Annotated in this window: 23 protein-coding genes; 16 read left to right on the top strand and 7 right to left on the bottom strand. The window is 71.5% G+C overall.

What is annotated here, in order from left to right; translation table 11 throughout:
- Window positions 1–8 precede the first annotated feature (8 nt).
- From JYK02_RS39050 to JYK02_RS39040, 3 genes are all read right to left on the bottom strand, one after another.
- Window positions 9–662, bottom strand: coding sequence for a CPBP family intramembrane glutamic endopeptidase (locus JYK02_RS39050; protein WP_242589636.1), 654 nt, complete (start codon window positions 660–662; stop codon window positions 9–11).
- A gap of 77 nt (window positions 663–739) precedes the next feature.
- Window positions 740–3202, bottom strand: a complete 2463-nt coding sequence (locus JYK02_RS39045; RefSeq protein ID WP_207058061.1) for a S8 family serine peptidase — start codon at window positions 3200–3202, stop codon at window positions 740–742.
- 125 nt (window positions 3203–3327) lie between these two features.
- On the bottom strand, window positions 3328–4578 hold the full coding sequence (locus JYK02_RS39040; protein WP_207058049.1) for an NAD(P)/FAD-dependent oxidoreductase: 1251 nt from the start codon (window positions 4576–4578) through the stop codon (window positions 3328–3330).
- A gap of 188 nt (window positions 4579–4766) precedes the next feature.
- Here JYK02_RS39040 and aroF point away from each other — a divergent pair, with 188 nt between their 5' ends.
- The 7 genes from aroF to trpA are packed head-to-tail and all read left to right on the top strand — an operon-like array spanning window position 4767 to window position 10491.
- On the top strand, window positions 4767–5792 hold the full coding sequence (aroF, locus tag JYK02_RS39035) for a 3-deoxy-7-phosphoheptulonate synthase (protein WP_207058047.1): 1026 nt from the start codon (window positions 4767–4769) through the stop codon (window positions 5790–5792).
- Between the two features lie 3 nt (window positions 5793–5795).
- Entirely contained in the window at window positions 5796–6812 is a 1017-nt protein-coding gene (gene trpD / locus JYK02_RS39030) for an anthranilate phosphoribosyltransferase (RefSeq protein ID WP_207058046.1), read from the top strand.
- A complete protein-coding gene (locus JYK02_RS39025; protein ID WP_207058045.1) occupies window positions 6809–7042 on the top strand; it encodes a hypothetical protein in 234 nt (77 codons plus the stop codon). The genes trpD and JYK02_RS39025 overlap by 4 nt, the downstream gene beginning before the upstream one ends.
- A complete protein-coding gene (locus tag JYK02_RS39020; RefSeq protein WP_207058044.1) occupies window positions 7039–7857 on the top strand; it encodes an indole-3-glycerol phosphate synthase TrpC in 819 nt (272 codons plus the stop codon). Before JYK02_RS39025 ends, JYK02_RS39020 begins: the two co-directional genes overlap by 4 nt.
- Complete coding sequence (locus JYK02_RS39015; protein ID WP_207058043.1) at window positions 7854–8486, top strand: phosphoribosylanthranilate isomerase; 633 nt, start codon at window positions 7854–7856, stop codon at window positions 8484–8486. The genes JYK02_RS39020 and JYK02_RS39015 overlap by 4 nt, the downstream gene beginning before the upstream one ends.
- A gap of 11 nt (window positions 8487–8497) precedes the next feature.
- Entirely contained in the window at window positions 8498–9703 is a 1206-nt protein-coding gene (gene trpB / locus JYK02_RS39010; RefSeq protein ID WP_207058042.1) for a tryptophan synthase subunit beta, read from the top strand.
- Window positions 9700–10491 (top strand): tryptophan synthase subunit alpha, encoded by a 792-nt coding sequence (gene trpA, locus JYK02_RS39005; protein ID WP_207058041.1) that lies wholly within the window; start codon window positions 9700–9702, stop codon window positions 10489–10491. The genes trpB and trpA overlap by 4 nt, the downstream gene beginning before the upstream one ends.
- Before the next feature lie 12 nt (window positions 10492–10503).
- On the opposite strand, the gene JYK02_RS39000 is transcribed toward trpA, so the two are convergent.
- On the bottom strand, window positions 10504–11004 hold the full coding sequence (locus tag JYK02_RS39000; RefSeq protein WP_207058040.1) for a hypothetical protein: 501 nt from the start codon (window positions 11002–11004) through the stop codon (window positions 10504–10506).
- A gap of 32 nt (window positions 11005–11036) precedes the next feature.
- Here JYK02_RS39000 and JYK02_RS38995 point away from each other — a divergent pair, with 32 nt between their 5' ends.
- Entirely contained in the window at window positions 11037–11588 is a 552-nt protein-coding gene (locus tag JYK02_RS38995; protein WP_207058038.1) for a GNAT family N-acetyltransferase, read from the top strand.
- A gap of 14 nt (window positions 11589–11602) precedes the next feature.
- The gene (locus tag JYK02_RS38990; protein WP_207058036.1) at window positions 11603–12199 is read left to right on the top strand and encodes a histidine phosphatase family protein; all 597 of its coding nucleotides are present in this window, start codon (window positions 11603–11605) and stop codon (window positions 12197–12199) included.
- A gap of 4 nt (window positions 12200–12203) precedes the next feature.
- Here the strand turns inward: JYK02_RS38990 and JYK02_RS38985 are convergent, their stop codons facing one another.
- From JYK02_RS38985 to JYK02_RS38975, 3 genes are all read right to left on the bottom strand, one after another.
- Complete coding sequence (locus JYK02_RS38985; protein WP_207058035.1) at window positions 12204–12767, bottom strand: glutamine amidotransferase-related protein; 564 nt, start codon at window positions 12765–12767, stop codon at window positions 12204–12206.
- Entirely contained in the window at window positions 12764–14260 is a 1497-nt protein-coding gene (locus JYK02_RS38980) for an anthranilate synthase component I family protein (protein WP_207058369.1), read from the bottom strand. Before JYK02_RS38980 ends, JYK02_RS38985 begins: the two co-directional genes overlap by 4 nt.
- 70 nt (window positions 14261–14330) lie before the next feature.
- The gene (locus tag JYK02_RS38975) at window positions 14331–15242 is read right to left on the bottom strand and encodes an SH3 domain-containing protein (protein ID WP_207058368.1); all 912 of its coding nucleotides are present in this window, start codon (window positions 15240–15242) and stop codon (window positions 14331–14333) included.
- Between the two features lie 202 nt (window positions 15243–15444).
- Between JYK02_RS38975 and JYK02_RS38970 the strand changes: the two genes are divergently transcribed.
- The 7 genes from JYK02_RS38970 (at window position 15445) to JYK02_RS38940 (ending at window position 25932) form a co-directional block, all read left to right on the top strand.
- Window positions 15445–16467: a ligase-associated DNA damage response exonuclease gene (locus JYK02_RS38970; protein ID WP_207058034.1), complete on the top strand. Its 1023-nt coding sequence runs from the start codon at window positions 15445–15447 to the stop codon at window positions 16465–16467.
- A 3-nt stretch (window positions 16468–16470) separates the two neighbouring features.
- Window positions 16471–18069: an ATP-dependent DNA ligase gene (locus tag JYK02_RS38965; protein WP_207058033.1), complete on the top strand. Its 1599-nt coding sequence runs from the start codon at window positions 16471–16473 to the stop codon at window positions 18067–18069.
- 19 nt (window positions 18070–18088) lie between these two features.
- Window positions 18089–20614, top strand: coding sequence for a ligase-associated DNA damage response DEXH box helicase (locus tag JYK02_RS38960; protein ID WP_347402687.1), 2526 nt, complete (start codon window positions 18089–18091; stop codon window positions 20612–20614).
- The gene (gene pdeM, locus JYK02_RS38955; protein ID WP_207058031.1) at window positions 20584–21237 is read left to right on the top strand and encodes a ligase-associated DNA damage response endonuclease PdeM; all 654 of its coding nucleotides are present in this window, start codon (window positions 20584–20586) and stop codon (window positions 21235–21237) included. Before JYK02_RS38960 ends, pdeM begins: the two co-directional genes overlap by 31 nt.
- Window positions 21238–21243: 6 nt before the next feature.
- Window positions 21244–21609: an HNH endonuclease gene (locus JYK02_RS38950; protein ID WP_207058030.1), complete on the top strand. Its 366-nt coding sequence runs from the start codon at window positions 21244–21246 to the stop codon at window positions 21607–21609.
- A 448-nt stretch (window positions 21610–22057) separates the two neighbouring features.
- The gene (locus tag JYK02_RS38945) at window positions 22058–22720 is read left to right on the top strand and encodes a cytochrome c3 family protein (RefSeq protein ID WP_207058029.1); all 663 of its coding nucleotides are present in this window, start codon (window positions 22058–22060) and stop codon (window positions 22718–22720) included.
- Window positions 22717–25932: a TAT-variant-translocated molybdopterin oxidoreductase gene (locus JYK02_RS38940; protein ID WP_207058367.1), complete on the top strand. Its 3216-nt coding sequence runs from the start codon at window positions 22717–22719 to the stop codon at window positions 25930–25932. The genes JYK02_RS38945 and JYK02_RS38940 overlap by 4 nt, the downstream gene beginning before the upstream one ends.
- The last annotated feature ends 3 nt before the right edge of the window (window positions 25933–25935 follow it).

The following is a 25935-nucleotide window of genomic DNA, read 5'->3' as shown; positions in this document are numbered from 1 at the left end:
ACGCACGCTCACGTCGCGGGCCACACGACGACGATGAGCACGTCCCACAGCGCATGGCTCACCCAGGAGGCCACGGGCGTCCGGCGCCACTCGGCCAGCGCGCCCCAGGCGAGCGACGTGGGCAGCGCGGCCAATGCCAGCAACGGCTCTCCGAAGGCCAGCAGGACGATGCTCGACAGCAGCGCCGACCCGGCGACCGCGCCCCACCGCCCCATCCGGGGACGCAGCGCGCCCTGCACCCACCCGCGCCAGAACAGCTCCTCCGCGGGAGTGAGCAGCAGCACCAGCGCCAGCGCCGTCCCCAGCGCCCCCGTGCCGAACGTCGCGTAGATGGATTGCAGCGGCCCGCAGAGCGCGTCGGTGAAGCCGCCGCAGAAGGCCCACAAGAAGGCCCTCGCGCCCGCGTACAGCACCACCGCCTGGGCTCCCGCCCACGCGGCATCCGGAAGGGACAGGGAGGGAGGCGTCCTCCGCCAGGGGCCCATCGCCCGCCACGTCACCGCGAGCCAGAGGGCGCAGAAGGCGGAGGCGACGGCGAAGAAGCGCGGCGGATGCACGTGCACCAGCGCCGTCCAGGCCAGCACGCCGCCCACGGCCGCGGCCCTCCACAGAGGCAGGGCCGCGTCACGCGCCAGCGGCGGTTCCACGGGAGAAGCGGTCATCGCGCCCGGCAGCGTACCCCGGCGCGACGAAGGCTGGCGGGCACGTTCATCCGCGCACCGCCAGCCCGGACGTCACCTCACGGGGTGAGGCACACGCCGTTGCCCGAGCCGTCGTCGCCGCACACGTAGCCGGAGCGGCACGCCCCCGGAGCGCCCGGCGTGCAGGACGCGAAGCAGAAGGCGCTGGTGCCGGTCGAGTTGGCGTAGCAGGCCGAACCCGACGGGCACTTCGCCGACAGGCAGTCCTGGGTGCAGTAGCCCCCCGGGAAGTACTCGCCCGTGGCGCACAGGCCGCCGCTGCCGCACTCGCTGCTGCTGGTGCAGGGCTTGCCGATGTTCGAGCTGGGAGCGGGGTCTTCTTCCGACTGGTAGGGCACCAGCGTGAAGCTGATGCCGCTGGTCGTCTTGCCCTTCGTGACCGACACCGTCTCCACCTGGGTGGTGTCACGCCAGAAGCCCACGCGGTCGCCGTCATCGAAGTAGTCGCCCTCGCCCGTGTCGTCGATGGACGCCAGCACCAGGTAGTCGCGAGGCGTCAGCTTCAGGCTGTAGTCGTACCCGCCGGACGCGGACACCGGGGCGATGCCGTCGTCGTCGATCTGCACCTCGCCCGCGGCGTCCAGGTACGCGAACGCGATGTACGCGTCCTTCTCATCCGAGGCGCCCACGCGGAACTTCACCAGCACCTGCGCGTTACCCGCGCCGGACGCACCCGTCAGGTCGATCTGCGCCACGTAGCTGCCCGCCGGCAGCGAGCCCGGCGTGACGCTCACGTTCAGCGACCCGGACTTGTACGCGGGGATGGACAGCGACGTGTTGGAGACGGACACCGAGGAGGCGTTGGCGCCGGTGACGGCCACGCCCACCTGCAGCGTGCCACCGCCGTTGTTGCGCACCGTCAGCGTCTGCGACGCCGTGCCGGTGAAGGACAGCTGCGTGGTGCTGATGGCCAGCTTCGGCGGCAGCGACGGGTCCCCACCGCCCTTGGCGCGCAGCACCGCGGCGTACGCGTCCACCAGGCCCGCGCCGCAGCCCTCGGAGCACTGGCTGGTCGTATCCGAGGTGTCGCGCAGGATGCCCTCCACGTCCGCCACCTTGAGGTCGGGGTTCTGCGCCAGCATCAGCGCCACGATGCCCGCCACGTGCGGGGTGGCCATGCTGGTGCCCTGGTACCAGTCATACGAGGGCTGGTTGCTGCTGTTGGGCAGCGTGGACAGCACGCCGTCCGGGAAGCCGTCGCCGTTGCGGTCCTCGCTCGTCTGGCCGCCGGTGGCCATGATGTCCACCTGCGTGCCGAAGTTGGAGTAGCTGGCGCGCTTGCCGTTGAAGCGCACCGCGCCCACGCAGATGACGTTCTGCTGGTTGCACGGGAAGCTGGAGGAGGTGTTCGCGTTCTCGTTGCCCGCCGCCACCACCAGGATGGCGCCGCGGTTGGAGGCCGCGTTGATGGCGGCCTGCATCTCCGCCGACGCGGAGCCGTTGCCACCCAGGCTCATGTTGATGACCTTCGCGGGCGTGGTGTTCACCCGCACGCCCGGCACGCTGCCGCCGCTGGCCCAGGTGATGCCCGCGATGATGTCCGCCAGCGAGCCGCCCTGCGTGCCCAGCACGCGCACCGGCAGGATGTTGCGCCCGGACCAGGTGACGCCCGCCACGCCCACGCCGTTGTTGGACGCCGCGCCGATGGTCCCCGCAACGTGCGTGCCGTGGTACGATGAGCCGCCGTTGGGCAGGTCCTTGCCGTTGTCCGTCGGGTCGGCGTCCACGCCGTCACCGTCGCCCGCGTTGGCGGTGCTGGAGATGAGGTCCACGCCCTGCAGCACGCGCGAGTTCAGGTCCGGGTGGTTCGTGATGCCGGTGTCCAGCACCGCCACGACGATGGACTCCTTGCCCGTGCCCAGGTCCCAGGCCGCCGGCAGGTTCATGTTCTTGTAGTGCCACTGCCGCGAGTAGAGCGGGTCATTGGGCACCGCCAGCGCATGCACGCGCAGGTTGCTCTCCGCGTTCTGGACGCCCGGCACGGCCTGCACCTGGGAGAGCACGCGCACGTGCTCCGCCTGGGTGAGGGCGCGCACGGCGGGCGTTCCGCCGGACATCGCCTGCGGCTGGCTGACCTCGTAGCGCAAGAGGTGCTGCGTCTCGCTCAGGAAGGCCTGGTGCACGACGTGGTAGCCCGCGATGCGCGCCTGCGCGACGGCCTCTTCCGCGGACAGGTTCGGCGTGTCGAAGTGGACGATGAGCTCCCCGGGCAGCAGCGACGCCTCATGCGTCAGCGGCTTGGACGGGATGCCCGTGCGCCACACGCCCCGCGCCGCCAGCGCGGTGGAGACCTTCTTGGACAGGTCCTTCGCGCCCGGCAGGGAGAAGAACGCATCCAGCGACGACCCGGCGTTCGCGGCGGCGGAGCCGGACTGGAACGGCTGCAGGGTGCCGGTGACGGTCCCCTTGGTGGACGTGGTGTCGTCGTCATCGTCGGTGCTGTTGTCACCGGGACAGGCCACGAGACCGAGCAACCCCAGGAGGGCAAGGCGGCGGAGCATGAACGGATTCCTTGGAAGAGCGAGTGCGCTTCCGACCCTAGGTCCGCTGCGGGCAACGCGTCCAGCCGCCAATCGCCTGTCTGGCTGCCCTTCATGAACGGCAATATTCCCCGGACGCGCACGCCTCAACGTCCCAGGTCCAGCAGCACCGCTTCCGCCGCGCGGCGCCCCGACGCGAGCGCCCCGTCGATGGACGCGTTCTCGCGGTGGTCGCCGCACACGTAGAGCCCCGCCGCCAGCCGCACGGGCTTGTGCGGCTCCACCAGCGCGGCCGGAGGCTGCGCGGGCAGCGCCTCCGGGAGGTCGTACGTGCGCAGGTGCCGCCACGCGGACACCGCCGCGCCGAACCACTCCGTGAGCTGCGCGCGCACCCGCGCCTCCAGCGAGTCCGCGCCGCCCGCGTCGCCCACCACCGACACGGACACCAGCGCCTGCCCCTGGGGCGCGTACGCGGCGGACACCTCGCTCATCACCGCCACGTTGTTCACCGGCCCGCGCCCCTCGCCGTTGAGAACGAGCCAGGGCCCCTCCACCGGCGGCTCCGGCGCGGCGAAGTACAGGCACGACACGCGGTTCATCCGGGGCGCCGGCATGCCCACGAGCAGCGACGCCGCGGTGCCCGGATCCGTCGCCACCACGACCGCGTCCGCGTGCAGCACCTCCCCGCCCGGCAGGCGCACGCGGTGGCCCCACACCTCCTCCACGCGCACGCGCATCCGCAGCGCGGCCGACGGCAGCTTCGCCGACAGTTGCTCGGGGATGGCGCGCATGCCGTTCGCCGGCACGGCCGCGTGGCCCCTGGAGAACATCCGGAACACGAACTCCAGCATCCGGCTGGACGTGTTCAGCTCGCGCTCCAGGAAGATGCCGCCGAAGAAGGGCGTGAAGAACGCCTCCAGCATCTCCTCGGAGAAGCCCAGGTCGCGCAGCAGGTGCCGCGACTCCTGCTGGGGCCGCTGCCACAGGTCCCCCAGCTCACCGGACGTGGCCAGTTGCCGCAGCTCCAGCACGCGCAGCTTGTCCGCCAGGCCCCCGGGCGCGTCGAACAGGTGTGACACCGCCGTGACGGGCCGCCGCGCTGGGTCCGCCAGCGTGTGCAGCCGCCCACCCCGCCACACCTTCGCGCCTGGGATGAAGCGCTGGAGCGACAGGGCGTCGAGGTCCAGCACCCGCCGGCCCTCGGGGTAGGCCGTGAGGTACACCTGGAAGCCCCGGTCCAGCAGGAACCCCTCGTACGAGTCGGTGCGCACCCTTCCGCCCGGTGCGTCCCCTGCTTCCAGCACGTGTGCGTCCACGCGCGCCTCCAGCAGCGCCGTCGCGCACGCCAGGCCCGCGAGCCCTCCTCCCACGACGATGACCCCGGGCCGCTTCGCCATGGTCCGCCTCCCGTCCAGCGAGCGTGCGGACCCTGGCTTGATAACGCGACAACGTGCAAGCAAGACTCTGGTTCGGTTGCGGGCATCCGACAGTTACGGCAAACGTTTGCCGTGTGCCGGATGCTCCAGGCACACCCACGTCGGCATCCGCCGGCGTGCCCTTTGGAGAGAAAGAGCAGGAGTCCCCCATGTTGATCGTGATGCGCCCAGACGCGACGGCCCAGGACATCGAGCGAGTGAACGATGAGATCCGCCGCCGTGGCTGGCATCCGCATGCGATCCCAGGGGGCTCACGCACCGCCATCGGCATCACGGGCAACCCCGGCGCGGTGGAGCCGGAGCCCTTCCGCGTGCTCCCGGGTGTCGCGGACGCCATCCCCATCTCCCAGCCGTTCAAGCTGGTCAGCCGCGAGGTGAAGGCGGAGGACAGCCAGGTGCGCGTGGGCGACCTCACGCTCGGCGGCGCCGCCATCCACGTCATCGCGGGCCCCTGCTCCGTGGAGTCGCGCGAGCAGATCATCTCCACCGCCCAGGCGGTGAAGAAGGCCGGCGCCACCATGCTGCGCGGCGGCGCGTTCAAGCCGCGCACCAGCCCCTATGAGTTCCAGGGCCTCAAGGGTGACGGCCTGGCGCTGCTGGCGGAGGCTCGCAAGGAGACGGGCCTGCTGGTGACGACGGAGGTGAAGGACACGGCGACGCTGGACGCCGTCGCCCAGCACACCGACATCCTCCAGGTGGGCGCGCGCAACATGCAGAACTTCAGCCTGCTGGAGGCCGTGGGCGAGACGCGCAAGCCCGTGCTGCTCAAGCGCGGCATCAGCGCCACCATCAAGGAACTCCTGATGGCGGCCGAGTACATCGTCGCGCGCGGCAACACCCAGGTCATCCTCTGCGAGCGCGGCATCCGCACGTTCGAGAACATGACGCGCAACACGCTGGACCTGAACGCGGTGCCCATGCTCAAGGCGCTGACGCACCTGCCCGTGTTCGTGGACCCGTCGCACGGCATCGGCGTGCGCAAGGCCGTCCCCGCGATGATGCGGGCCGCGGTCGCCGCGGGCGCGGACGGCCTCATCGTGGAAGTGCATCCGGATCCGCCGCGCGCGAAGTCGGACGGCTTCCAGTCGCTGGACTTCTCCGAGTTCGAGAAGGCCATGGGCGAGGTGCGGGCCATCGCCGCCGCGATGGGCCGCGAAACGGTCCGGCTGGGATAGGCCATGACGCTCAAGGAAGCGCTGGGCAAGGTGGTGGGCCGGCGCGACCTCTCCCGCGAGGAGATGGCCTCTGTCATGGGCCAGATGCTCGCGGGCGAGGCATCCGCCGCGCAGGTTGGCGCGCTGGCGGCCGCGCTGCGCATGAAGGGGGAGACCGAGGACGAAATCCTCGGCGCGGCGGAGGCCATGCGGGCCTGCGCGGCGAGGATTGCTCCCCAGGCGGAGGTGGTGCTCGACACCTGCGGTACGGGGGGTGATGGGGCGCACACCTTCAACATCTCCACCGCGGTGGCCTTCGTGGCCGCCGGGGCGGGGGCGACGGTGGCCAAGCACGGCAACCGCGCGGTCTCCAGCCGCTGCGGCAGCGCGGACGTGCTGGCGGCGCTGGGCGTGTCCATGGAGCGGGCGCACGCGCAGGTGGCGCGCGACATCGACGAGCACGGGGTGGGCTTCCTCTTCGCGCCCTCGCACCACAGTGCCCTGAGGCACGTGGCGCAGGCGCGCCGGGATCTGGGCTTCCACAGCGTGTTCAACCTGCTGGGGCCGCTGACGAACCCGGCGGGAGCGCGCTACCAGCTCCTGGGCACGTTCGACCGGCAGCGCGTGGAGCAGACCGCGCGGGTGCTGGGGCGGCTGGGAAGCCGGCGCGCCTGGGTGGTGCACGGGCACGACGGGCTGGATGAGATTTCGCCGTGCGCGCCCACGGAGGTCGCGGAGCTGTGCGCGGACGGCACCGTGCGCCGCTTCACGGTGACGCCGGAGGACGCGGGCCTGTCCATGGTGCCGCGCGAGTCCATCGCGGGAGGCGACGCGGAGGAGAACGCGAAGCGCCTGCGCGGGCTGCTCGCGGGGGAGCGTGACGGAGTGCGCACGGCGGTGCTGCTCAACGCGGCCGCCGCGCTGCTCATCGTCGGGCTGGTGGACACCCTGAAGGAGGGCGTGAAGCGGGCCGAGCACGCCATCGACTCCGGGGCCGCCGAACGCAAGCTCGCCGCGCTCATCCAGAAGGCCGCGGCATGACGGCGCGCACTTCGAACACGAAGCGGGCGGCAGGCCTCCGCACGCGAGGCGTCGTCATGACGAGCGGCACTCCTGCCGCGACGTTCATGGCTGTCGCCAGCACGCAAGACATCGCCATGGCGAGCGGTGCTCCCGCCTCGACGCGCATGCCGACTGGCGGCACGCGAGGTGTCGTCACGGTGGGCATTGCCCTGGCGGCGAACGCCAGCACGCGAGGCGTCCCGACATGACGACCTCGTCATCCGCCGCGAAGACCGCGGAAGCGCCCGGCACGCTGGACGTCATCATGGCGCGCAAGCGCCGGGAGCTGGGGACCCGTCCTCCTCCCACGCACGGCGCGCATCCCCCCACGCGGGACTTCGCGCAGGCGCTGGTGCGCCGCGTGCCCGGACATCCGGTCAACGTCATCGCGGAGGTGAAGCGCAAAAGCCCCTCGGGCGGCGCCTTCCCTCACGCGGACGTCGTCGCGGTGGCCCGTTCCTATGAAGCCGCCGGCGCCTGCGCCATCAGCGTGCTCACCGACGGGCCGGACTTCGGCGGCAGCCTGGAGGACCTCGTCGCGGTCCGCGCCGCCGTCTCCATCCCCGTCCTTCGCAAGGACTTCCTCGTCGCCGCCAGCGAAGTGGAGGAGAGCGCGGCCTGGGGCGCGGACGCGGTGCTGCTCATCGCGGACGCGCTGACGGACGCGGAGCTCCGGGAGATGGTCGCCGCAGCGAAGCAGGTGCGCGTGGCCGCCCTCGTGGAAGCCCACACGGAGGCGCACGCCGAACGCGCGCTCGCCGCGGGCGCGAGCATCGTCGGCCTCAACAACCGCAACCTCGCCACGCTGAAGACGGACACCGGCACGGCGCTCCGGGTGATGCCCGCGCTGCGCTCCCGGTCGACGGCGCTGGTCGCGGAGAGCGGCCTCAAGCACCTGGCGGACCTCACCGCCGCGCGCGACGCCGGCGCCGACGCGGTCCTCGTCGGTGAATCCCTCCTGCGCGACGCCGACCCGGGCCGGGCCCTGCGCCGGCTGCTCGGGCTGGAAGGCGGCGGGACATGAACGTCCTCGTGAAGGTCTGCGGCGTGACGCGCGTCGAGGACGCGAAGGGCGTGTGGGCCGCGGGCGCGGACGCGATGGGCCTCAACTTCCATCCGGCCTCGCCCCGCTTCGTGGACCTGGCCACGGCGGCGACGCTCGGGCGCACGCGGCCCCCGCTGGCCGCCATGGTGGGCGTGTTCGTCAACGCGACGCCGGAGGACATCCGCGTGCGCGTGCGCGAGTGCGGCCTCACCGCCGTGCAGCTCCACGGCGACGAGCCCCCCGAGGCCTGCTCCGGCTACGGCGTGCCCGTCATCAAGGCGCTGCGCGTGCGCGGTCCGGACGACGTGGCGAAGGCGCGCACCTACGTGGGCGTGGGCGACGTGGCGGGGCTGCTCCTGGACGGCGCGGCCCCGGGCTACGGCGGCGGCGGCGTCACCTTCGACTGGTCGCTGGTGAAAGAGCTGGCGGACTGCGGCCTGCCGGTGCTGGTGGCGGGCGGCCTCAAGCCTTCGAACGTAGCCGAGGCCGTGAGGGCCACCCGGCCCTACGGTGTGGACGTGGCCAGCGGGGTGGAGTCGGCCCCCGGCATCAAGGACCTGGACGCGGTGCGCGCCTTCGTGCGCACCGTCCGGTCCCTCAACCCCTGAGGAGTCGTGCCATGACGACGGACACTGCCGTGGGCCGCTTCGGCCGTTACGGCGGACGCTATGTGCCGGAGACCCTGGTCCCGGCGCTGCTGGAATTGGAAGAGGCCTACGCGAAGGCGCAGGCGGACGCGTCCTTCAATGAAGAGGTCACCCGCGTCCTGCGCGAGTTCGTGGGCCGCCCCACCACGCTGACGCCCGCTCACCGCCTCACCGAGTCCTGGGGTGGTGCGAACGTGTGGCTCAAGCGCGAGGACCTGGCGCACACGGGCGCGCACAAAATCAACAACACCGTGGGCCAGGTGCTGCTCGCCCGGCGCATGGGCAAGAAGCGCATCATCGCGGAGACGGGCGCGGGCCAGCACGGCGTGGCCACCGCCACCGCGTGCGCCCTCTTCGGCCTGCCCTGTGAGGTGTTCATGGGCGCGCTGGACGTGGAGCGCCAGGCGCTCAACGTCTTCCGCATGCGCGCGCTGGGCGCGGTGGTGCGGCCGGTGGAGTCCGGCTCGCGCACGCTCAAGGACGCGATGAACGAAGCCATGCGCGTCTGGGTGTCGCAGGTGCAGGACACCTACTACGTCATCGGCAGCGCGGCGGGCCCGCACCCCTACCCCACCATCGTGCGCGACTTCCAATCCGTCATCGGCCGGGAGATCCGCACGCAGACGCAGGCCGCCATCGGCCGGCTGCCGGACGCCATCATCGCGTGCGTGGGCGGCGGCTCGAACGCCATCGGCGCGCTGCACCCCTTCATCGGAGACACGTCGGTGCGGCTGGTGGGCGTGGAGGCGGCGGGCCACGGCCTGGACTCCGGCCAGCACGGCGCGTCGCTGACGCTGGGCACGGAGGGCGTGCTGCACGGCTCGCGCTCGCTGGTGCTCCAGGACGAGCACGGTCAGATTCAAGAGGCGCACAGCATCTCCGCGGGCCTGGACTACCCGGGCGTGGGGCCGGAGCTGGCGCACCTGGCGAAGACGGGCCGCATGGAGGTGCGCACCGCGACGGACGATGAAGCGCTCGCGGCCTTCTACGAGGTGGCGCGCACGGAGGGCATCCTCCCCGCGCTGGAGACGTCGCACGCGTTCGCGGCGGCGCGCGCGCTGGCTCGCGACCTGGGCAAGGGCAAGCAGCTGGTCATCAACTGCTCGGGCCGGGGCGACAAGGACGTGGCGACCATCTCGGCGCGCGGCGTGCCGCCCGCCACGGGGGTGAAGTCATGAGCGCGGAACTGGGCAAGGCGTTCGCGAAGGCGAAGGCCCGGGGAGAGGGCGCGCTGGTGGCGTACGCGATGGCGGGCGACCCGGACCTGCCCCGGTCCGTGGACGTGTTCGCCGCGATGGTGGAGGGCGGCGCGGACGTGCTGGAGATTGGCGTGGCGTTCAGCGACCCCATCGCGGACGGCCCCGTCATCCAGGCCGCGTCGGAGCGCGCGCTGAAGGCCGGGGCCACGCTGCGCCGGGTGCTGGACGAAGTGGTGCCGGAGGTGCGCCGCCGCTGCCCGGAGACGCCGCTGGTCATCATGACGTACGTCAACGTGGTGATGGCCATGGGCGAGGAGCGCTACGCGAAGCTCGCGCGCGAGCGCGGCATCGCGGGCACCATCCTCCCGGACCTGCCGCCCGAGGAGAGCGCGGGCATCCGCGCCGCGTTCGACAAGGAGGGCGTGGACCTGGTGCCGCTGTGCGCGCCCACGACGCCGCCCGCGCGCGCGGAGGCCATCGCGAGGGATGCACGGGGCTTCGTCTACTGCGTGTCCGTGGCGGGCGTGACGGGCATGCGCGCGGAGCTGCCTCCGGACCTGTCGCAGCGGCTGGACCTGGTGAAGCGCGCCGCGTCCGTGCCGGTGGTGGCGGGCTTCGGCATCTCCAACGCGGAGACGGCCCGGCCGCTGGTGGCCCACGCGGACGGTGTCGTGGTGGGCAGCGCGCTGGTGAAGGCCGCCCACTCGGACGGCCCGGCCGCGGCGAAGCAGCTCTGCGCGGACATCAAGCGCGGCCTGAAGCGCTGAAGGCCGCCGTCCTCAGTACGGCACCGGCGGCTTGGGAGACACGGCCTCCTGGTACAGGCGCCGCGTCAGCGCGAAGTCGTTGAACCGCCCGCCGTCCAGTTGCTGGTTCCTGGCGTCGTAGAAGATCATCTGCTGGCAGGTGAAGCAGATGACGACCGCGGCCCACTCCTGGCCCCGCCAGAAGCGCAGGGCCAGGTCTGGGTTGAAGGCACAGAGCAGCCGGGGCTGCGGCGGCGTCGCGGCCGGCGACGTCCAGCTCGCCCCCAGCGCCTGGATGTCCTCCGGCTTCAGGTCCTTCCCCTGCTTGCTGAAGAGGAACATCCCCACACGCGGCCGGCGGTCCTTCTTCGACGGCGGGGAGAGGGACCCGTCCACGTCGGCCTCGAAGGTCTCCACCCGGTCCGGCTTCTGGAAGAAGTCCGCCAGCGCCACGGGCCGGGCAGGCGCGGACGCCGTGCCCGCGTCCGGCGGATTCACGGCCACCAGCCACAACGACAGGAGTACGTTCACCATGCGAGTCAAAGCCTGACACCCGGAGACCGGACATGCAAAGCCTCCCAAGCCTGGGACCCACCCTCGAAACGCCGCGCCTCATCCTGCGCCCGCCCACGCTCCAGGACCTGGATGGCTTCGTGGCGATGATGGCGGACGAGGAGACCGCGCGGTACATCGGCGGCGTCCAGCCGCGCTCCAACGTGTGGCGCGCCGTCTGCGCCATGGCCGGCTCCTGGGTGCTCCAGGGCTTCTCCATGTTCTCCCTCATCGAGAAGTCCACCGGGAAGTGGGTGGGCCGGCTGGGGCCCTGGATGCCCGCGGACTGGCCGGGCACGGAGGTCGGCTGGGGCCTGTCACGCGACGCGTGGGGCAAGGGCTACGCGACCGAGGGAGCCACGGCCGCCATCGACTGGGCCTTCGACCACGCCGGGTGGACGGAGGTCATCCACTCCATCTCCCCGCCCAACGAGCCGTCGAAGCAGGTGGCCCGCCGGCTGGGCTCGCGCTTCCTGCGCATGGGCATGCTGCCGGCGCCCTACAACGACCACGAGGTCGAAATCTGGGGGCAGAGTCGCGAGGAGTGGCGGACACGCAAGCGGTAGTACAGATTGGCGCCATGAAATCCCGCGCGCCCCAGGTGGTCCTCGTCCGTCACGGTGAGACGGAGTGGAGCCGCAGCAGCCAGCACACCGGCCGCACCGACCTGCCCCTCCTGGAGGAGGGCCGCCAGATGGCGGAGCAGCTCCGCGCGCCCCTGAGCGCGTGGCGCTTCGCCGCCGTATGGACCAGCCCGCTGACGCGCGCCCTGGAGACGTGCGTGCTCGCGGGCTACGGCGACGCGGCCCAGAAGAAGAACGACCTGCTGGAGTTCAACTACGGCGACTACGAGGGCCGCACCGGCGCGGACATCCGCACCACGCGCCCGGACTGGACGCTGTGGAAGGACGGCGTGCCCAACGGGGAGACGCTGGAGGAGGTGGGCGCCCGCGTGGACCGCGTCATCGAGGAGGCACGCGCCCTCGACGACGACGTGCTCCTCTTCTCCCACGGGCACCTCTTGCGCATCCTCGCCGCGCGCTGGCTGGGCCTGCCCCCGGACGGAGGCAGGCTCTTCCACCTGGGCACGGCGTCCATCAGCGTGCTGGGCTCCGAGGCCGGCGGCAAGCAGCCGGTCCTCGTGAGCTGGAACGACACCACGCACCTGAAGGGCTGAAGCGCTACAGCTTCCCCTCCAGGAAGTTGCGCACCAGCGACGGGCCCTCCGGAGTCAGCACGCTCTCCGGATGGAACTGCAGGCCCACCACCGGCCGCGTGCGGTGACGCAGCGCCATCACCAGGCCGTCCTGGCTCCACGCCGTGGCCTCCAGCTCCGCGGGCATGGAGTCCGCGGCCACCACCAGCGAGTGGTAGCGCGCCGCCTGGAAGCCCTGCCGCACGCCCGTGAAGACGCCGGTGCCTTCGTGCCGGATGAGCGCCGCCTTGCCGTGCACGGGCTCCGGCGCGCGCACCACCTGCCCGCCGAACGCCGCGCCAATGGACTGGTGCCCCAGGCACACGCCCAGCACCGGCACGCGCGACTGGGAGATGGCCGCCACGCTCACCCCGGCCTCGTGCGGCGTGCACGGTCCCGGAGAAACCACCAGGTGCGACGCGCCCGACGCCGCGATGCCCGCGACGTCCAGCGCGTCGTTGCGCACGACCTTCACCTCCGCGCCCAGCGTGTAGAGCAACTGCACCAGGTTGAAGGTGAACGAGTCGTAGTTGTCGATGACGAGGATCACCGCCCACCTCCTTCGCGCGCCAGGCGGAGCGCGGCGGCCATGGCACCCGCCTTCGCCTCCGTCTCGTCCGCTTCCTTCATGGGGTCCGAGTCCGCCACCAGCCCCGCGCCAGCGGTCCACATCGTGCGGTCGCCATCCACGAAGAAGGTGCGCAGCGCGATGGCCACGTCCAGCGTGCCGCAGAAGGACAGGTAGCCCACCGCGCCGGCATAGGGACCGCGCCGCATGGGCTCCAGCTCGTCGATGATCTGCATCGCGCGAATCTTCGGCGCGCCCGACACGGTGCCCGCGGGGAAGGTGCTCGCCAGCGCGTCCAGCGCGTCGAAGCGCGTGGTGTCCAGCTTGCCGCGCACCTGGGACACGATGTGCATGACGTGGCTGTAGCGCTCGATGATCATCAGGTCCTCGATGCGCACCGTGCCCGGCGCGGCCACGCGGCCCACGTCGTTGCGCCCCAGGTCCACCAGCATGATGTGCTCGGCGCGCTCCTTCTCGTCCGCGAGCAACTCCTTCTCCAGCCGCTGGTCCTCCGCCTCGGAGCCGCCCCGGCGGCGCGTGCCCGCGATGGGCCGCACCACCACGTCCCCATCGCGCACCTGCACCAGCAACTCCGGCGACGCGCCCACCAGCGCCCGCGCCTCGCCCAGGTCCACGAGGAACAGGTACGGCGACGGGTTCACCCGCCGCAGCGCCCGGTAGAGCGACAGCGGCGGGATGGCGCCCTGCGCCTCGAACCTGCGCGCGAGCACCGCCTGGAAGCAGTCCCCCGCGCGCACGTACTCCTGCACCTTCTCCACCGCCCGCGCGTAGCCCTCGCGGTCCCAGCACGCGACCGGGGCCGGCGCGTTCTTCTGCGTGGGCGCGGGCGCGTAGGCCTCGGGTGGCAGCGGCCGGCGCAGCCGCTCCGCCATGGCCTCCGCGCGCGCTTCCGCGTCCTTCAGCGCCTGCGCCACGCTGCCGTGCAGCGCGGGCCGGGCGATGGCGATGGCCTTGAGCGTCTGGGTGCGCGTGTCGTGGGTGACGAAGTCCTCGGCCACCAGCCACTCGGAGTCGGGGAAGCCGGTGTCGCGCGGGTGGCGGTCCGGCACGCTGGGCTCGAACCAGGACGTGGCGTTGTAGCCCAGGTAGCCCACGAGCCCGCCCAGGAAGGGCGCCTCGCCCGGCAGCGTCGCCACGGAGAGCTCACGCCACAGTGTGCGCAGCACGTCCAGGGGGCGGCCCTCGCGGCGCTCCTCGTGCGAGCCACGCCACAACGTGAGCCCGTCCCGGTCCAGCCGCACGCGGCCCGCCGGGTTCACGCCCACGTGGCTGTAGCGCCCGAAGCGCTCGCCGCCGTAGCACGACTCGAGGATGAAGCCGCGGCTTCCACCGCCCAGCTTCAGGTATGCCGACAGCGGCGTATCCAGGTCCGCCGGCAACTCCACCGACACCGGCACCGCCTGGCCTGCTTCCGCGCGCTGCCGGTAGGCTGCCTTCCGCTCCTGCGCATCCATGGTCATTGCCCTGACCCCTCTGCCACTTCCCGGAGGGGCGCCCGGGTGCCCGGCCTTCCGGGCCCTGCGACTACGGCTTCGCGACGGGCTTCGCCTGAGCGAACACGCCGTCCTGCCACTGATAGACCTCGCGCTCCGTAACCTTCTGGGGCTTTCCTTCTTCCTCTTCTTCCACGCTCGTGCGCACCACCACCGCGCGCTTCGCGGCCGGCTGGAAGGAGACCTTGAAGGAGCTCTCATTCGGCGGGTCCATCAGCCCGCCCAGCTCCAGCGCCAGCTTCGCCTTGCCCAGCACCCCCGCCTTCCCATTCGAGCCGGTGTAGCTCACGTAGGACGTGACGTAGTCGCCGCAGCGCTCCGGCGTGGAGTCCAGTTGCAGCAGCGTCACGCCCGCCTGCTTCGCGGGGACGAGCGTCACCTTCACCGGGCCGCCCCGCCCTCCTCCGTAGTCCGTGGACGCCACCGCCACGTCCACGCTGCTGACGCGGCGAGGCGGCTTCACGTTCGGCTCCAGCACGCGCACGCGCGCCTTGAACTCGTTGCTCATCACCACCGTGGCCACTTCCAGCTCGCCGTCCCCGTCCAGGTCGGCCTCGAAGCGGAACGGCGTGAGCGTGTTGCCGAAGACCCAACCGGACACCGGCGCCGTGCCCGGAGCCGCCTTCGCGTCCACGACCGCCACCTGGTACCAGGTGTTGATGTACTCGCCGACCTTCGCGCGTGTCCCCACCTTCAGCACGCGCACGGGAGTGCCCAGCATCAGCGTCTTCACCACGCCCGCGTCCGCCGCCGCGCTCGCGCGCAGGTTCGCCTCGTCCACGCCCAGGTAGACCGTCTGTCCCGCCGTGAAGGCGGTGAACGAGAAGCCCTCCGGATCCGGCGCGCTGTCCTCCGTCAGCGGCGAGCTGTATTCGAGCACCGCGTCCGAAGCAGGAGTGGACTGCGCCAGGGTGAGGGACAGGAGGAGCGCGGGCGTCAGCATCACGAAAGGGTCCGGAAGTGGGAGGTTCCCGGGTTTATCCCCCGTCCACGCCCACCATCCAAGGGGCCCTCCGGTCCCTGGCTTCGTCGTTTGGATCGCAAGCAGCGCCTGGAAGGACGCCCGCCCCCTTGTCAGCGGAGCGCGGAGGACAGCCGGGCTGTAGGTAGCCCCCGGTCCAAGGCCTCGTTACCTCTAGAGGACCGTGGCCACCGCGACCCACCAGGAACGAACGCCGCTGGTTTCCGTGACGCCGCAGGGGCTCTACTGCCAGGCGGGGAACTTCTACATCGACCCCTGGCGTCCGGTGGAGCGGGCGCTCGTCACGCACGCGCACGGCGACCACGCGCGCAGCGGCAGCAAGAGATACCTGGGCGCGCGCGCCGGCTTGGGGCTGTTGCAGCGCCGGCTGGGCGCGGACGCGGTCATCGACACGCTGGAGTACGGCGAGAAGCTCACCGTCGGCGACACCAGCGTGAGCTTCCACCCCGCGGGCCACGTGCTGGGCAGCGCGCAGATCCGCATCGAGCACCGGGGCGAGGTGTGGATCATCTCCGGCGACTACAAGCGCACGCCGGACCCCACGTGCGCGCCGTTCGAAGTGGTGCGCTGCCACACCTTCATCACCGAGGCCACGTTCGGCCTGCCCATCTTCCGCTGGGAGGACACGGGCCTCGTGGCCCAGGAGATCCTGCGCTGGTGGGACGCGAACCGCGAGGCGGGGCGCTCGGCGGTGCTGTTCTGCTACGCGCTGGGCAAGGCGCAGCGGCTCCTGGCGGAGCTGGGCAAGCTGACGGACCGGCCGGCCTACGTGCACGGCGCGGTGAACGGGCTCGTCACGGCGTACCGCGAGGCGGGCATCCCCATGATGCCCACGCAACTGGTGTCGGAGACGGAGAAGGGCACGTCCTTCGCGGGAGCGCTGGTGCTGGCGCCGCCAAGCGCGGCCGGCTCCACGTGGATGCGCCGCTTCGGTGAAGCGGAGACGGGCTTCGCGTCGGGGTGGATGCGCGTGCGCGGCAACCGGCGCCGCCGTGGCTACGACCGCGGCTTCGTGCTGTCGGACCACGCGGACTGGCCGGACCTCCTGCGCACGGTGGCGGACACGCAGGCGGAGAAGGTGCTCGTCACGCACGGCTACACCGACCCTTTGTCGCACTATCTGCGGGAGCGGGGCGTGGATGCCTCGCCGCTCGCCACGCCCTTCGAGGGCGAAGCGGAGGACTGACCCGTGCGAGCACTGGCCGACCTGTACGACACGCTCGACCAGACGACCTCCACCAACGCGAAGGTGGAGGCGATGGCGCAGTACTTCCGGAAGACGCCGCCGGAGGACGCCGCCTGGGGACTGTTCTTCTTCACGGGCCAGAAGCTCAAGCGGCTGCTCACGTCGAAGCTGCTGGTGGGCTGGACGCAGGAGCTGACGGGCATCCCGGACTGGCTCTTCGACGAGGTCTACGCGTCGGTGGGAGACCTGGCGGAGGTGATTGCCCTGCTGCTCGACGGCGCGAACCTCCCGCCCGAGCACGCCGAGGAGCTTCCCCTCTCACGCTGGCTGGAAGAGCGCCTGTTGCCGCTGCGCGGACTGGAAGCATCGGAGCAGCGAGAGCGCGTGGTGGGCTGGTGGAGGTCCATGCCCCGCCGCGAGCTGTTCCTGCTCAACAAGATGCTCACGGGTGAGTTGCGCGTGGGCGTGTCCAACACGCTGGTGGTCCGCGCCATCGCGCAGGTCACGGGGTTGCCAGCGCCCAGCGTGGCGCACCGGCTGATGGGCACGTGGTCGCCCACGAAGGCGTTCTTCGAACAGCTCGTCGCGCCGGACGTGTCGGACGGGCACGTGTCGCGCCCGTATCCGTACTACCTCGCGTCCCCGCTGGAGCAGCCGCCGGAGTCTCTGGGCGAGCTGAGTGACTGGCTCGTCGAATGGAAGTGGGACGGCATCCGGGGCCAGCTCATCCGCCGCCAGGGCGACGTGTTCCTCTGGAGCCGGGGTGAGGAGCTGATCACCGAACGCTTCCCTGAAATCACCGAGGCCGCCCGCGCCCTGCCCGAAGGCACGGTGCTGGACGGCGAGGTGATGGCCTACGAGGACGGCACGCCCCTGCCCTTCGCCCGGCTCCAGCGCCGCATTGGCAGACAGAAGCTCACGCCCAAGGTGCTGGCGGAGGCCCCCGCCGCGTTCGTCGTCTACGACCTGCTGGAGCAGGACGGCAAGGACCTGCGCGAGCTGCCCCTGCGTGAGCGCCGCGCGAGGCTGGAGGCCCTGCTCAAGGACCACCCGCGCTTCCCCATCTCCCCTTCGGTGACGGCGCCGTCGTGGGAGGCCCTGGCGGAGCTGCGCAAGGAGTCGCGCACGCGCAACGTCGAGGGCCTGATGATCAAGCGCCTGGACTCCGTCTACCAGACGGGGCGCAAGCGCGGTGACTGGTGGAAGTGGAAGATCGACCCGTACACGGTGGACGCGGTGCTGCTCTACGCGCACCCGGGCCACGGCCGGCGCGCGGCGCTCTACACGGACTACACGTTCGCGGTGTGGAACGGCGAGGACCTGCTGCCGGTGACGAAGGCCTACTCGGGCCTCACCGACGAGGAGATCAGCCGGCTGGACCGGTGGATCCGCGCCCACACGCGGGAGAAGTTCGGTCCGGTGCGCTCGGTGGATCCAGAGCAGGTGTTCGAGCTGCACTTCGAAGCCATCGCCCCGTCCCCGCGACACAAGTCGGGCATCGCCCTGCGCTTCCCCCGCATCGCCCGCTGGCGCGCGGACAAGACGGCGCGAGACGCGGACACGCTCGACTCGCTGAAGGGGCTGCTCCATGCAGCCCACTAAGCCGCGCCGCCGCAATCGCATGCGCGGCAAGCACGCGCCGGAGAATCAAACCGAAGCACCGAAGCGCACCCGAGCGAAGCGCCCTGTCCCCCGAAGCCCTTCTCCCTACCAGGGCGCGCCGATGGATCAGCTCCGTCAGTGGTTCGCCGCCAAGGGCTGGACGCCGTACGCCTTCCAGGAGGAGGCCTGGGCCGCCTACGCGCGAGGAGACAGCGGCCTCATCCACGTGCCCACCGGCGCGGGGAAGACCTACGCGGCCTACATCGGTCCGCTGGCGGACGTGGCCGAGCGCAACGAGAAGGGCCTTCAAATCCTCTACCTCACGCCGCTGCGCGCGGTGTCGCGCGACGTGGAGCAGGCCCTGCGCGAACCGTTGAACGCGCTGGACGCGGACCTGGAGGTGGAGAGCCGCACGGGAGACACGTCCTCCTCCGTGCGCCAGCGTCAGCGCGAGCGCCTGCCCCAGGTCCTCATCACCACGCCGGAATCCCTCTCCCTGCTGCTGACCCAGGAGCAGGCGGCGGAGAACTTCGCGTCCCTGCGCGCGGTCATCGTGGACGAATGGCACGAGCTGCTCGCCTCCAAGCGAGGCACGCAGGTGGAGCTGGCCCTGGCGCGCCTGCGCCACTTCGCCCCGGGCCTGCGCATCTGGGCGCTGTCCGCCACGCTCGCCAACCTGGAGGAGGCCGCGCGCACCGTCGTCGGCACGGACCGCAAGCCCACGCTGGTGAGCGCGGATCTGCAACGCCCGGTGGACGTGGAGACGCTGCTGCCGGAGGAGGTGGACACCTTCCCCTGGTCTGGCCACCTGGGCTTCACCATGCTCCCGCGCGTGGCGGAGTGGCTGGACCCCACGCAGTCCACGCTGCTCTTCACCAACACGCGCTCGCAAGCAGAGCGCTGGTTCGAAGGGCTGCGCTTCCTGCGCCCGGAGTGGGAGCACCTGCTCGCGCTGCATCACGGATCCATCGACCGCGAGGAGCGCGAGCGCGTGGAGGGAGGCCTCAAGGACGGCAGCCTGCGCCTCGTCGTGTGCACGTCCTCGCTGGACCTGGGCGTGGACTTCGGCCCGGTGGAGCGCGTCATCCAGATTGGCAGTCCCAAGGGCATCGGCCGCACCCTCCAGCGCGCGGGCCGCAGCGCGCACCGCCCCGGCGCCACCTGCCGCATCCTCTTCGTCCCCACGCACGCGCTGGAGCTGGTGGAGATGGCCGCCGCGCGGGACGCCATCGCGAGCCGCGAGGTGGAGCCGCGCACGCCGCTGTCCAAGCCGCTCGACGTGTTGGCCCAGCACCTGGTGACGTGCGCGCTGGGCGGAGGCTTCACCCGCGAGGCCCTGCGCGACGAGGTCCGCACCGCCACGAGCTACGCGTCCCTCACGGACGAGGAGTTCGACTGGGCCCTCACCCTGGTGCGCGAAGGCGGCCCCACGCTGCGCGCCTACCCGGAGTTCCGACGCGTGGTGGAGGTGGACGGCCGCTTCCGCGTGCCCGACGTGCGGCTCGCCCGGCTGCACAAGCTCAACATCGGCACCATCACCTCGGACGCGTCCGTGCAGCTGCGCTACTGGAGCGGCGGCAACCTGGGCACGGTGGAGGAGTCCTACGTCAGCCGCCTGAAGCCCGGGGACACCTTCCTCTTCGCGGGCCGCCGTCTGGAGTTCAGCCGCTTCAAGGACATGACGGCGTACGTGAAGCCCGCGAAGGCCAAGGCCACGCAGACGCCGCGCTGGGGCGGCAGCCGCCTGCCCCTCTCCACCTCGCTCGCGTCCGCGATGCGCCGCACGCTGGAGGCCGCGCGTCAGGGCGACGTCACACGGGATGAGATCGCCGCCGCGTGGCCCATCCTCGACGCGCAGGCCCGTCTGTCGCGCATCCCCGGCGACGGCCGCTGTCTGGCGGAAGTCTGCCGCACGCGCGACGGCCACCACCTCTTCCTCTATCCCTTCGAAGGAAGGCTCGTGCACGAGGGCCTGGCCGCGCTCCTCGCCCTGCGCCTGACGCGCCTGCGGAAGGCCACCTTCAGCCTGTCGGTGAACGACTACGGCCTGGAGCTGCTCACCCCCACGCCCTTCCCCTTCGATGAAGCCCTGCGCCCGGCCCTCTTCACCCGCGAGCGGCTGGTGGAGGACATCCTGGAGAGCGTGAACCTGAGCGAGCTCGCGCGCCGGCAGTTCCGCGACATCGCCCGCGTGGCCGGACTGGTGATGCCGGGCCTGCCCGGAGCGCGCAAGTCCACCCGCCAGGTGCAGGCCAGCTCCGCGCTCCTCTATGACGTCTTCGTGAAGTACGACCCGGACAACCTCCTGCTGCGCCAGGCACGCCGCGAGGTCCTGGAGCAGCAGTTCGAACAGGGCCGGCTCGCGCGCACCCTGGAGCGCCTGGAGGCACGCCCCGTCGAGGTCGTCCACGTCCACCGGCCCTCGCCGCTGGCCTTCCCGCTCGTCGTCGAGCGCATCAGCGCGAGCGTGTCCAACGAATCCCTGCTGGACCGCGTGGAGCGCCTCAAGGAGCGATGGTCCCAGGCCGATGCCAGACCCGCGTAGCGGACGCGGACGTGGAGCTGCTCCCGGAACGGGCTCTGCACTGGCCTGAAGCCGGCGTGCTCGCCGTGGCCGACCTGCACTGGGGCAAGACCGAGTCCTTCCAGCAGCACGGCATCCCCCTGCCCCTGGGCGTCCTGGAGGACGACCTGGCCCGTCTGTCCTCCGCCCTCACCGCCACCGGTGCCCGGCGTTTGCTCCTGGTGGGAGACCTAGTCCATTCGAAACAGGGGCTCACCGCCGACGTCATCCGTCGCGTGAATGCCTGGCGCGAAAACCATGCATCATTAGAAGTCGTGCTGATACGCGGCAATCACGACCGCCACGTCCGGGCCCTCCCTCCCACCTGGCGGATGGAGGATCGCGAGGACGCATGGGATGAAGGCCCGTTCCGCTTCGCCCACCACCCGGAGCCCGCTACAGGCCGCTACGTGTGGGCCGGGCACCTCCACCCCATGGTGCGCCTGACGGGCGGGGCGGACCGGCTGCGGCTGCCGTGCTTCCACCTGCGCCCCGGGGTGGGCGTCCTGCCCGCGTTCAGCGCCTTCACCGGGGGCCTGGACGTGCGGCGGGGCAAGAAGGACCGCGTCTACGCCGTCGCCGGCACCGCGGTGGTGGAGGTCTAGCGCGCCATGAGCCAGGCCAAGCGCCGCCGCGTCCTGGGCATCATCGCCACCGACGCCACCTTCGAGCGCGTCCCCCACCGGGGCGCCGAGGTGTGGATGGGCAAGTGCCTGCACTGCAACGCCCACCTCACCGTCGGCCTGGACGGCGAGCCCATCAGCCGCGCCACCATCGAGCACATCGTGCCCCGGAGCGCCGGCGGCACCGACGCGCTGGAGAACCTGGGCCTGGCCTGCGCCCGCTGCAACCAGGGCAAGGGCAGCCGCCACGACGCCCACTTCCACCGCGACGCCCGCGTGCGCGAGCTGGTGGACCGCCTGCTCCAGAAGCGCCGCGATCGCTGGCGCGACCCTGGCGACCCGGACTCCGAGTAGCCCCGCTTCAGACGTGGCGCGCACCGTCGCACCCTGTAGCGCGCCGCCTGAAAGGGATTGATCCCAGAGGGAGGAGACCCCTCGCGCAAAGCTCCCTTCCGATCGCCAGAAGCGGGATTCATCCCCCCGCGCGGGCAACTTGTCGCAACCGCCCCGGAAGATGCTAAGCGCTCCTTATTCCCACTCCCCACAGAATGGTTGACACTGCCGTGCTCATGAATGATGGTCCCGCGCCGCATTGGGTCGGGAAGTTCATGAGGGACCCGCGCCCACGGCACCATCCTAGAGGTTCGTTGGACGTGACTGCCTTGCCGTCTGAGCGCCAGGAGCCACCGCCCGCCCGGTCCACCGGGACCGGGACGGCCCCGCTGACTTCCGCGCCGAACGGTTTCCCCGCGTCCACCCCTGCTTTCATGTCGCCTTCAGTCCCCTTGCCCCTGGTCCTGGTATGAGCGGCCCTCTCTTCCCACGCTGGACGAATACGGTGTCGCGCCTGTCGGCCGCGATGCTCCTCGCCGTGCCCGCCATCGCCATCGGCGGCCTCCTGGCCTACGTGCGCTCGCCGCTCGTGACCAATCAGGCCCGCCCGGTGGAACAGCCCATCGAGTTCGACCACCGGCACCACGCCGGCGACGAACAGATTGACTGTCGCTACTGCCACTGGACGGTGGAGAAGTCCCCGTCGGCGGGCATCCCCTCCACCACCGTGTGCATGTCCTGCCACGCGCAGGTGTGGAACAAGAGCCCGTACCTCACCGAGGTCCGCAAGGCGTTCTTCGCTGACCAGCCCATCCCCTGGGTCCGCGTCCACAACCTGCCGGACTTCGTCTACTTCAACCACTCCATCCACGTGGGCAAGGGCGTCGGCTGCGCCACCTGCCACGGCCGCGTGGACCAGATGGGCGCCATCGAGCAGGCCGCCCCGCTGACGATGAGCTGGTGCCTGGACTGCCACCGCAACCCCGGCCCCAACCTCCGCCCCCAGGAGTTCATCACCAGCATGACCTGGGCGCCCCCGACGGAGAAGGCGGAGGCCTCGGCCCTCGCTGAGAAGCTCTCCAAGGAATACGACGTTCACTCGCGCACGAGCTGCTCCACATGCCACCGATGAACACCAAGCCTGACAGCGCGCCCGCGCAGGACACCCCCTCGTCGTTCGCGCTCCCGGTCGTCTCGGGCCGCAACGAGGCCGCCCCCCACGCGCACGCCCACGACGACGTCGTGACCGAAGCGCTCGAGCACGCCTCCACCCGCGCCGTCGCCGCGGAAGGCGCGTACGGCAAGACGTACTGGCTCGGCCTGGAGGAGAAGCTCGCCACGCCGGAGTTCCTGGAGGAGACCCGCCCGGAGTTCCCCGTCGGCGCGGACCTGCCCCCCACCGGCTTCGCCCGCCGCGAGTTCATGCAGCTGCTGGGCGCGTCGCTCGCCCTGGCCGGCGCCACCGCGTGCAGCACCCGTCCCCAGGACGAGCGGCTGGTCGCGTACACGAAGACGCCGCCGGAAGTCACTCCGGGCAACCCGCTGCACTACGCGTCCGGCATGACGCTGGCGGGCCACACCTCCGGCCTGCTCATCACCGCGCGTGAAGGCCGCCCGGTCAAGGTCGAGGGCAACCCCCAGCACCCCATCAACAAGGGCGCCGCGGGTGTGTTCGAGCAGGCGTTCCTGCTCTCCCTCTATGACCCGCAGCGCGCCCGCGTGCTGCGCAAGGGCAACAACCCCCGCTCGCTGCGCGTGCTGGCCGAGGAGGTCTCCACCCTCGTCAGCCAGAAGGCCGCGGCCGACGGCGGCAGCCGCCTGCGCTTCCTCACCGAGCCCATCAGCTCCCCGCTGCTGCGCGACGTGAACGCCCGCATCCAGAAGAAGCTGCCCAACGCGCGCTTCCACACGTTCGCGTCCACGGCCCACGAGTCCGCGGCGCAGGCCCACCGCGCCCTCTTCGGCCAGCCCGTGCAGGCCGTCTACGACCTGACCCGCGCGGACATCATCGTCTCCCTGGACGCGGACTTCCTGGAGAGCCGCCCGGAGAACCTGGCCCTCAACCGCCAGTTCGCGGACCGCCGCGACCCGAAGAACGGCGAGCTCAACCGCCTGTACGTGGCGGAAGCCCGCATGTCCATCACGGGCGGCATGGCGGACCACCGCCTGCGCGTGAAGTCCGCCGAGGTCTTCGGCATCGCCGCCGCGCTGGCGCAGGCCGTGGGTGGCCCCGCCGCCAGCCTGGGCTCCGCCGCGTCCGGCAAGGCCGGCACGGTGCGCCCGGAGGTCTCCTCGTGGGTGCAGGCCGTGGCCCAGGACCTGCGCTCCAAGACCGGCCGCAGCGTGGTCATCGCCGGTGAGCGTCAGCCCGCCGCCGTGCACGCGCTGGCCCAGGCCATCAACGTCGCGCTGGGCAACGTGGGCGCGACCGTGCAGGTCGTCCCGGCCGCCGCGCCGGAGGCCACCGGCCTCGCGGAAGTGCGCGCCCTGGTGGAGGACATCAAGGCCGGCCGCGTGGACACGCTGGTCATCACCGCCACCAACCCCGTCTACGCCCTGCCGGTGGACGCGGGCCTGGCGGAGGTGCTGGACCCCAAGCAGAACGCCAACCGCAAGTCGCTGTCCGTCCTGTACGCGGGTCACTACGAGGACGAGACCTCCCAGTTCGCTGACTGGTTCGTGCCCCTAGCGCACCAGCTGGAGACCTGGAGCGACGGCCGCGCGGTGGACGGCACCGTCAGCATCGCCCAGCCCCTCATCCAGCCGCTCTTCAACGGCGTGCCGGAAGCGGAGCTGTTCGCGCTGTTCCTCGACGAGCCGTTCCGCCCCGCCTACCAGATGCTGCGCGACTACTGGACCGCGCAGGGTGGCGAGGCCGGCCGCGCCGACTTCGAGACCCGCTGGGAGACCTGGGTCTCCGAGGGCGTCGTCCCCGGCAGCATCTCCGCCGCGGTGACGGCCACGCCGGACCTGAACGCCGCCTCCTCGCTGGTGGCCGCGTACCAGCCGCCGGCCGCCGGTGAGCTGGAGATCAACTTCGTCCACGACTACAAGGTCCTGGACGGTCGCTTCGCCAACAACGCGTGGCTCCAGGAGCTGCCGGACCCCATCACGAAGATCGTCTGGGAGAACGCGGCCATCCTCAGCCCCGCCACCGCCAAGCGGCTGGGCCTGGAGAACAACCACGTCGCGGAGCTGGAGTACGGCGGCCGCAAGCTGCAGGTCCCCGTCACCGTCCTCCCCGGCCACGCGGACGACACCGTGACCGTGGCCCTGGGCTACGGCCGCACCGGCCTCCACGAGGTCGTGGCCAAGGGCGTGGGCTTCAACGCCAACCAGCTGCGCAGCGTGAACGCCCCCTGGTTCGACGGCGGCGCCAAGCTGACCAAGGTCCGCGGCAGCCACAAGTTCGCCCGCACCCAGTACCACTGGCGCATGGAGGGCCGCCCGCTGGCGCTCGACATGGCCGTCAGCGAGCTCAAGCACCCGTCGAAGGCGACGGAGCACACGCTCGAGCGCGTCCAGGCGAAGTACGAGCTGGGCAAGCAGAACAACCTGCCCGACTTCCAGTACGCCACCAAGCCGGACGAGGGCTACAAGTGGGGCATGTCCATCGACCTGTCGCGCTGCACGGGCTGCAACGCGTGCGTCGTGGCGTGCCAGGCGGAGAACAACATCCCCGTCGTCGGCAAGGAGCAGGTGGGCCGCGGCCGTGAGATGCACTGGCTGCGCATCGACCGCTACTTCGAGGGCAACGAGAACGACCCCACCATGGTCATGCAGCCTGTCGCGTGCGTGCACTGCGAGAAGGCCCCCTGCGAGTACGTCTGCCCGGTGAACGCCACCGTGCACTCGGACGAGGGCCTCAACGACATGGTGTACAACCGCTGCATCGGCACGCGGTACTGCTCCAACAACTGCCCGTACAAGGTCCGCCGCTTCAACTACCTGCACTACACGCAGGGCAAGACGCCGACCGAGAAGATGCTCATGAACCCGGACGTCACGGTGCGCAACCGCGGCGTCATGGAGAAGTGCACCTACTGCGTGCAGCGCATCGAGCGGGTCCGCATCAACGCCCGCGTCGAGAAGCGCCTCATCCAGGAGACGGAGCTCCAGACGGCGTGCCAGCAGACCTGCCCCACGCAGGCCATCGCCTTCGGCTCCCTGGCGGACCCCGCCCAGCGCGTCACCCAGCTCCACGAGGACGAGCGTGCCTACCGGCTCCTGCACGAGCTGGGCACCCGCCCCCGCACCGCCCACCTCATCCGCCTGCGCAACCCCAACCCCGCCCTCGTGGCCGCTGCCCCTGCTGAAGCGCCGGCGCACGAAGGAGGTCACTGACCG

The sequence above is a fragment of the Corallococcus macrosporus genome, from assembly GCF_017302985.1.
GTDB classification, from domain to species: domain Bacteria; phylum Myxococcota; class Myxococcia; order Myxococcales; family Myxococcaceae; genus Corallococcus; species Corallococcus macrosporus_A.
Note: the sequence above shows the minus strand (reverse complement) of the source record. Positions and strands in the feature narration are given on the sequence as shown.

What these genes read in the sequence shown, in the direction of transcription:
- JYK02_RS39050 (WP_242589636.1), bottom strand. Translation starts at nt 662, where the DNA reads ATGACCGCTTCTCCCGTGGAACCGCCGCTGGCGCGTGACGCGGCCCTG.
- JYK02_RS39045 (WP_207058061.1), bottom strand. Translation starts at nt 3,202, where the DNA reads ATGCTCCGCCGCCTTGCCCTCCTGGGGTTGCTCGGTCTCGTGGCCTGT.
- JYK02_RS39040 (WP_207058049.1), bottom strand. Translation starts at nt 4,578, where the DNA reads ATGGCGAAGCGGCCCGGGGTCATCGTCGTGGGAGGAGGGCTCGCGGGC.
- aroF (WP_207058047.1), top strand. Translation starts at nt 4,767, where the DNA reads ATGTTGATCGTGATGCGCCCAGACGCGACGGCCCAGGACATCGAGCGA.
- trpD (WP_207058046.1), top strand. Translation starts at nt 5,796, where the DNA reads ATGACGCTCAAGGAAGCGCTGGGCAAGGTGGTGGGCCGGCGCGACCTC.
- JYK02_RS39025 (WP_207058045.1), top strand. Translation starts at nt 6,809, where the DNA reads ATGACGGCGCGCACTTCGAACACGAAGCGGGCGGCAGGCCTCCGCACG.
- JYK02_RS39020 (WP_207058044.1), top strand. Translation starts at nt 7,039, where the DNA reads ATGACGACCTCGTCATCCGCCGCGAAGACCGCGGAAGCGCCCGGCACG.
- JYK02_RS39015 (WP_207058043.1), top strand. Translation starts at nt 7,854, where the DNA reads ATGAACGTCCTCGTGAAGGTCTGCGGCGTGACGCGCGTCGAGGACGCG.
- trpB (WP_207058042.1), top strand. Translation starts at nt 8,498, where the DNA reads ATGACGACGGACACTGCCGTGGGCCGCTTCGGCCGTTACGGCGGACGC.
- trpA (WP_207058041.1), top strand. Translation starts at nt 9,700, where the DNA reads ATGAGCGCGGAACTGGGCAAGGCGTTCGCGAAGGCGAAGGCCCGGGGA.
- JYK02_RS39000 (WP_207058040.1), bottom strand. Translation starts at nt 11,004, where the DNA reads ATGGTGAACGTACTCCTGTCGTTGTGGCTGGTGGCCGTGAATCCGCCG.
- JYK02_RS38995 (WP_207058038.1), top strand. Translation starts at nt 11,037, where the DNA reads ATGCAAAGCCTCCCAAGCCTGGGACCCACCCTCGAAACGCCGCGCCTC.
- JYK02_RS38990 (WP_207058036.1), top strand. Translation starts at nt 11,603, where the DNA reads ATGAAATCCCGCGCGCCCCAGGTGGTCCTCGTCCGTCACGGTGAGACG.
- JYK02_RS38980 (WP_207058369.1), bottom strand. Translation starts at nt 14,260, where the DNA reads ATGGATGCGCAGGAGCGGAAGGCAGCCTACCGGCAGCGCGCGGAAGCA.
- JYK02_RS38975 (WP_207058368.1), bottom strand. Translation starts at nt 15,242, where the DNA reads ATGCTGACGCCCGCGCTCCTCCTGTCCCTCACCCTGGCGCAGTCCACT.
- JYK02_RS38960 (WP_347402687.1), top strand. Translation starts at nt 18,089, where the DNA reads ATGCGCGGCAAGCACGCGCCGGAGAATCAAACCGAAGCACCGAAGCGC.
- pdeM (WP_207058031.1), top strand. Translation starts at nt 20,584, where the DNA reads ATGGTCCCAGGCCGATGCCAGACCCGCGTAGCGGACGCGGACGTGGAG.
- JYK02_RS38950 (WP_207058030.1), top strand. Translation starts at nt 21,244, where the DNA reads ATGAGCCAGGCCAAGCGCCGCCGCGTCCTGGGCATCATCGCCACCGAC.
- JYK02_RS38945 (WP_207058029.1), top strand. Translation starts at nt 22,058, where the DNA reads ATGAGCGGCCCTCTCTTCCCACGCTGGACGAATACGGTGTCGCGCCTG.
- JYK02_RS38940 (WP_207058367.1), top strand. Translation starts at nt 22,717, where the DNA reads ATGAACACCAAGCCTGACAGCGCGCCCGCGCAGGACACCCCCTCGTCG.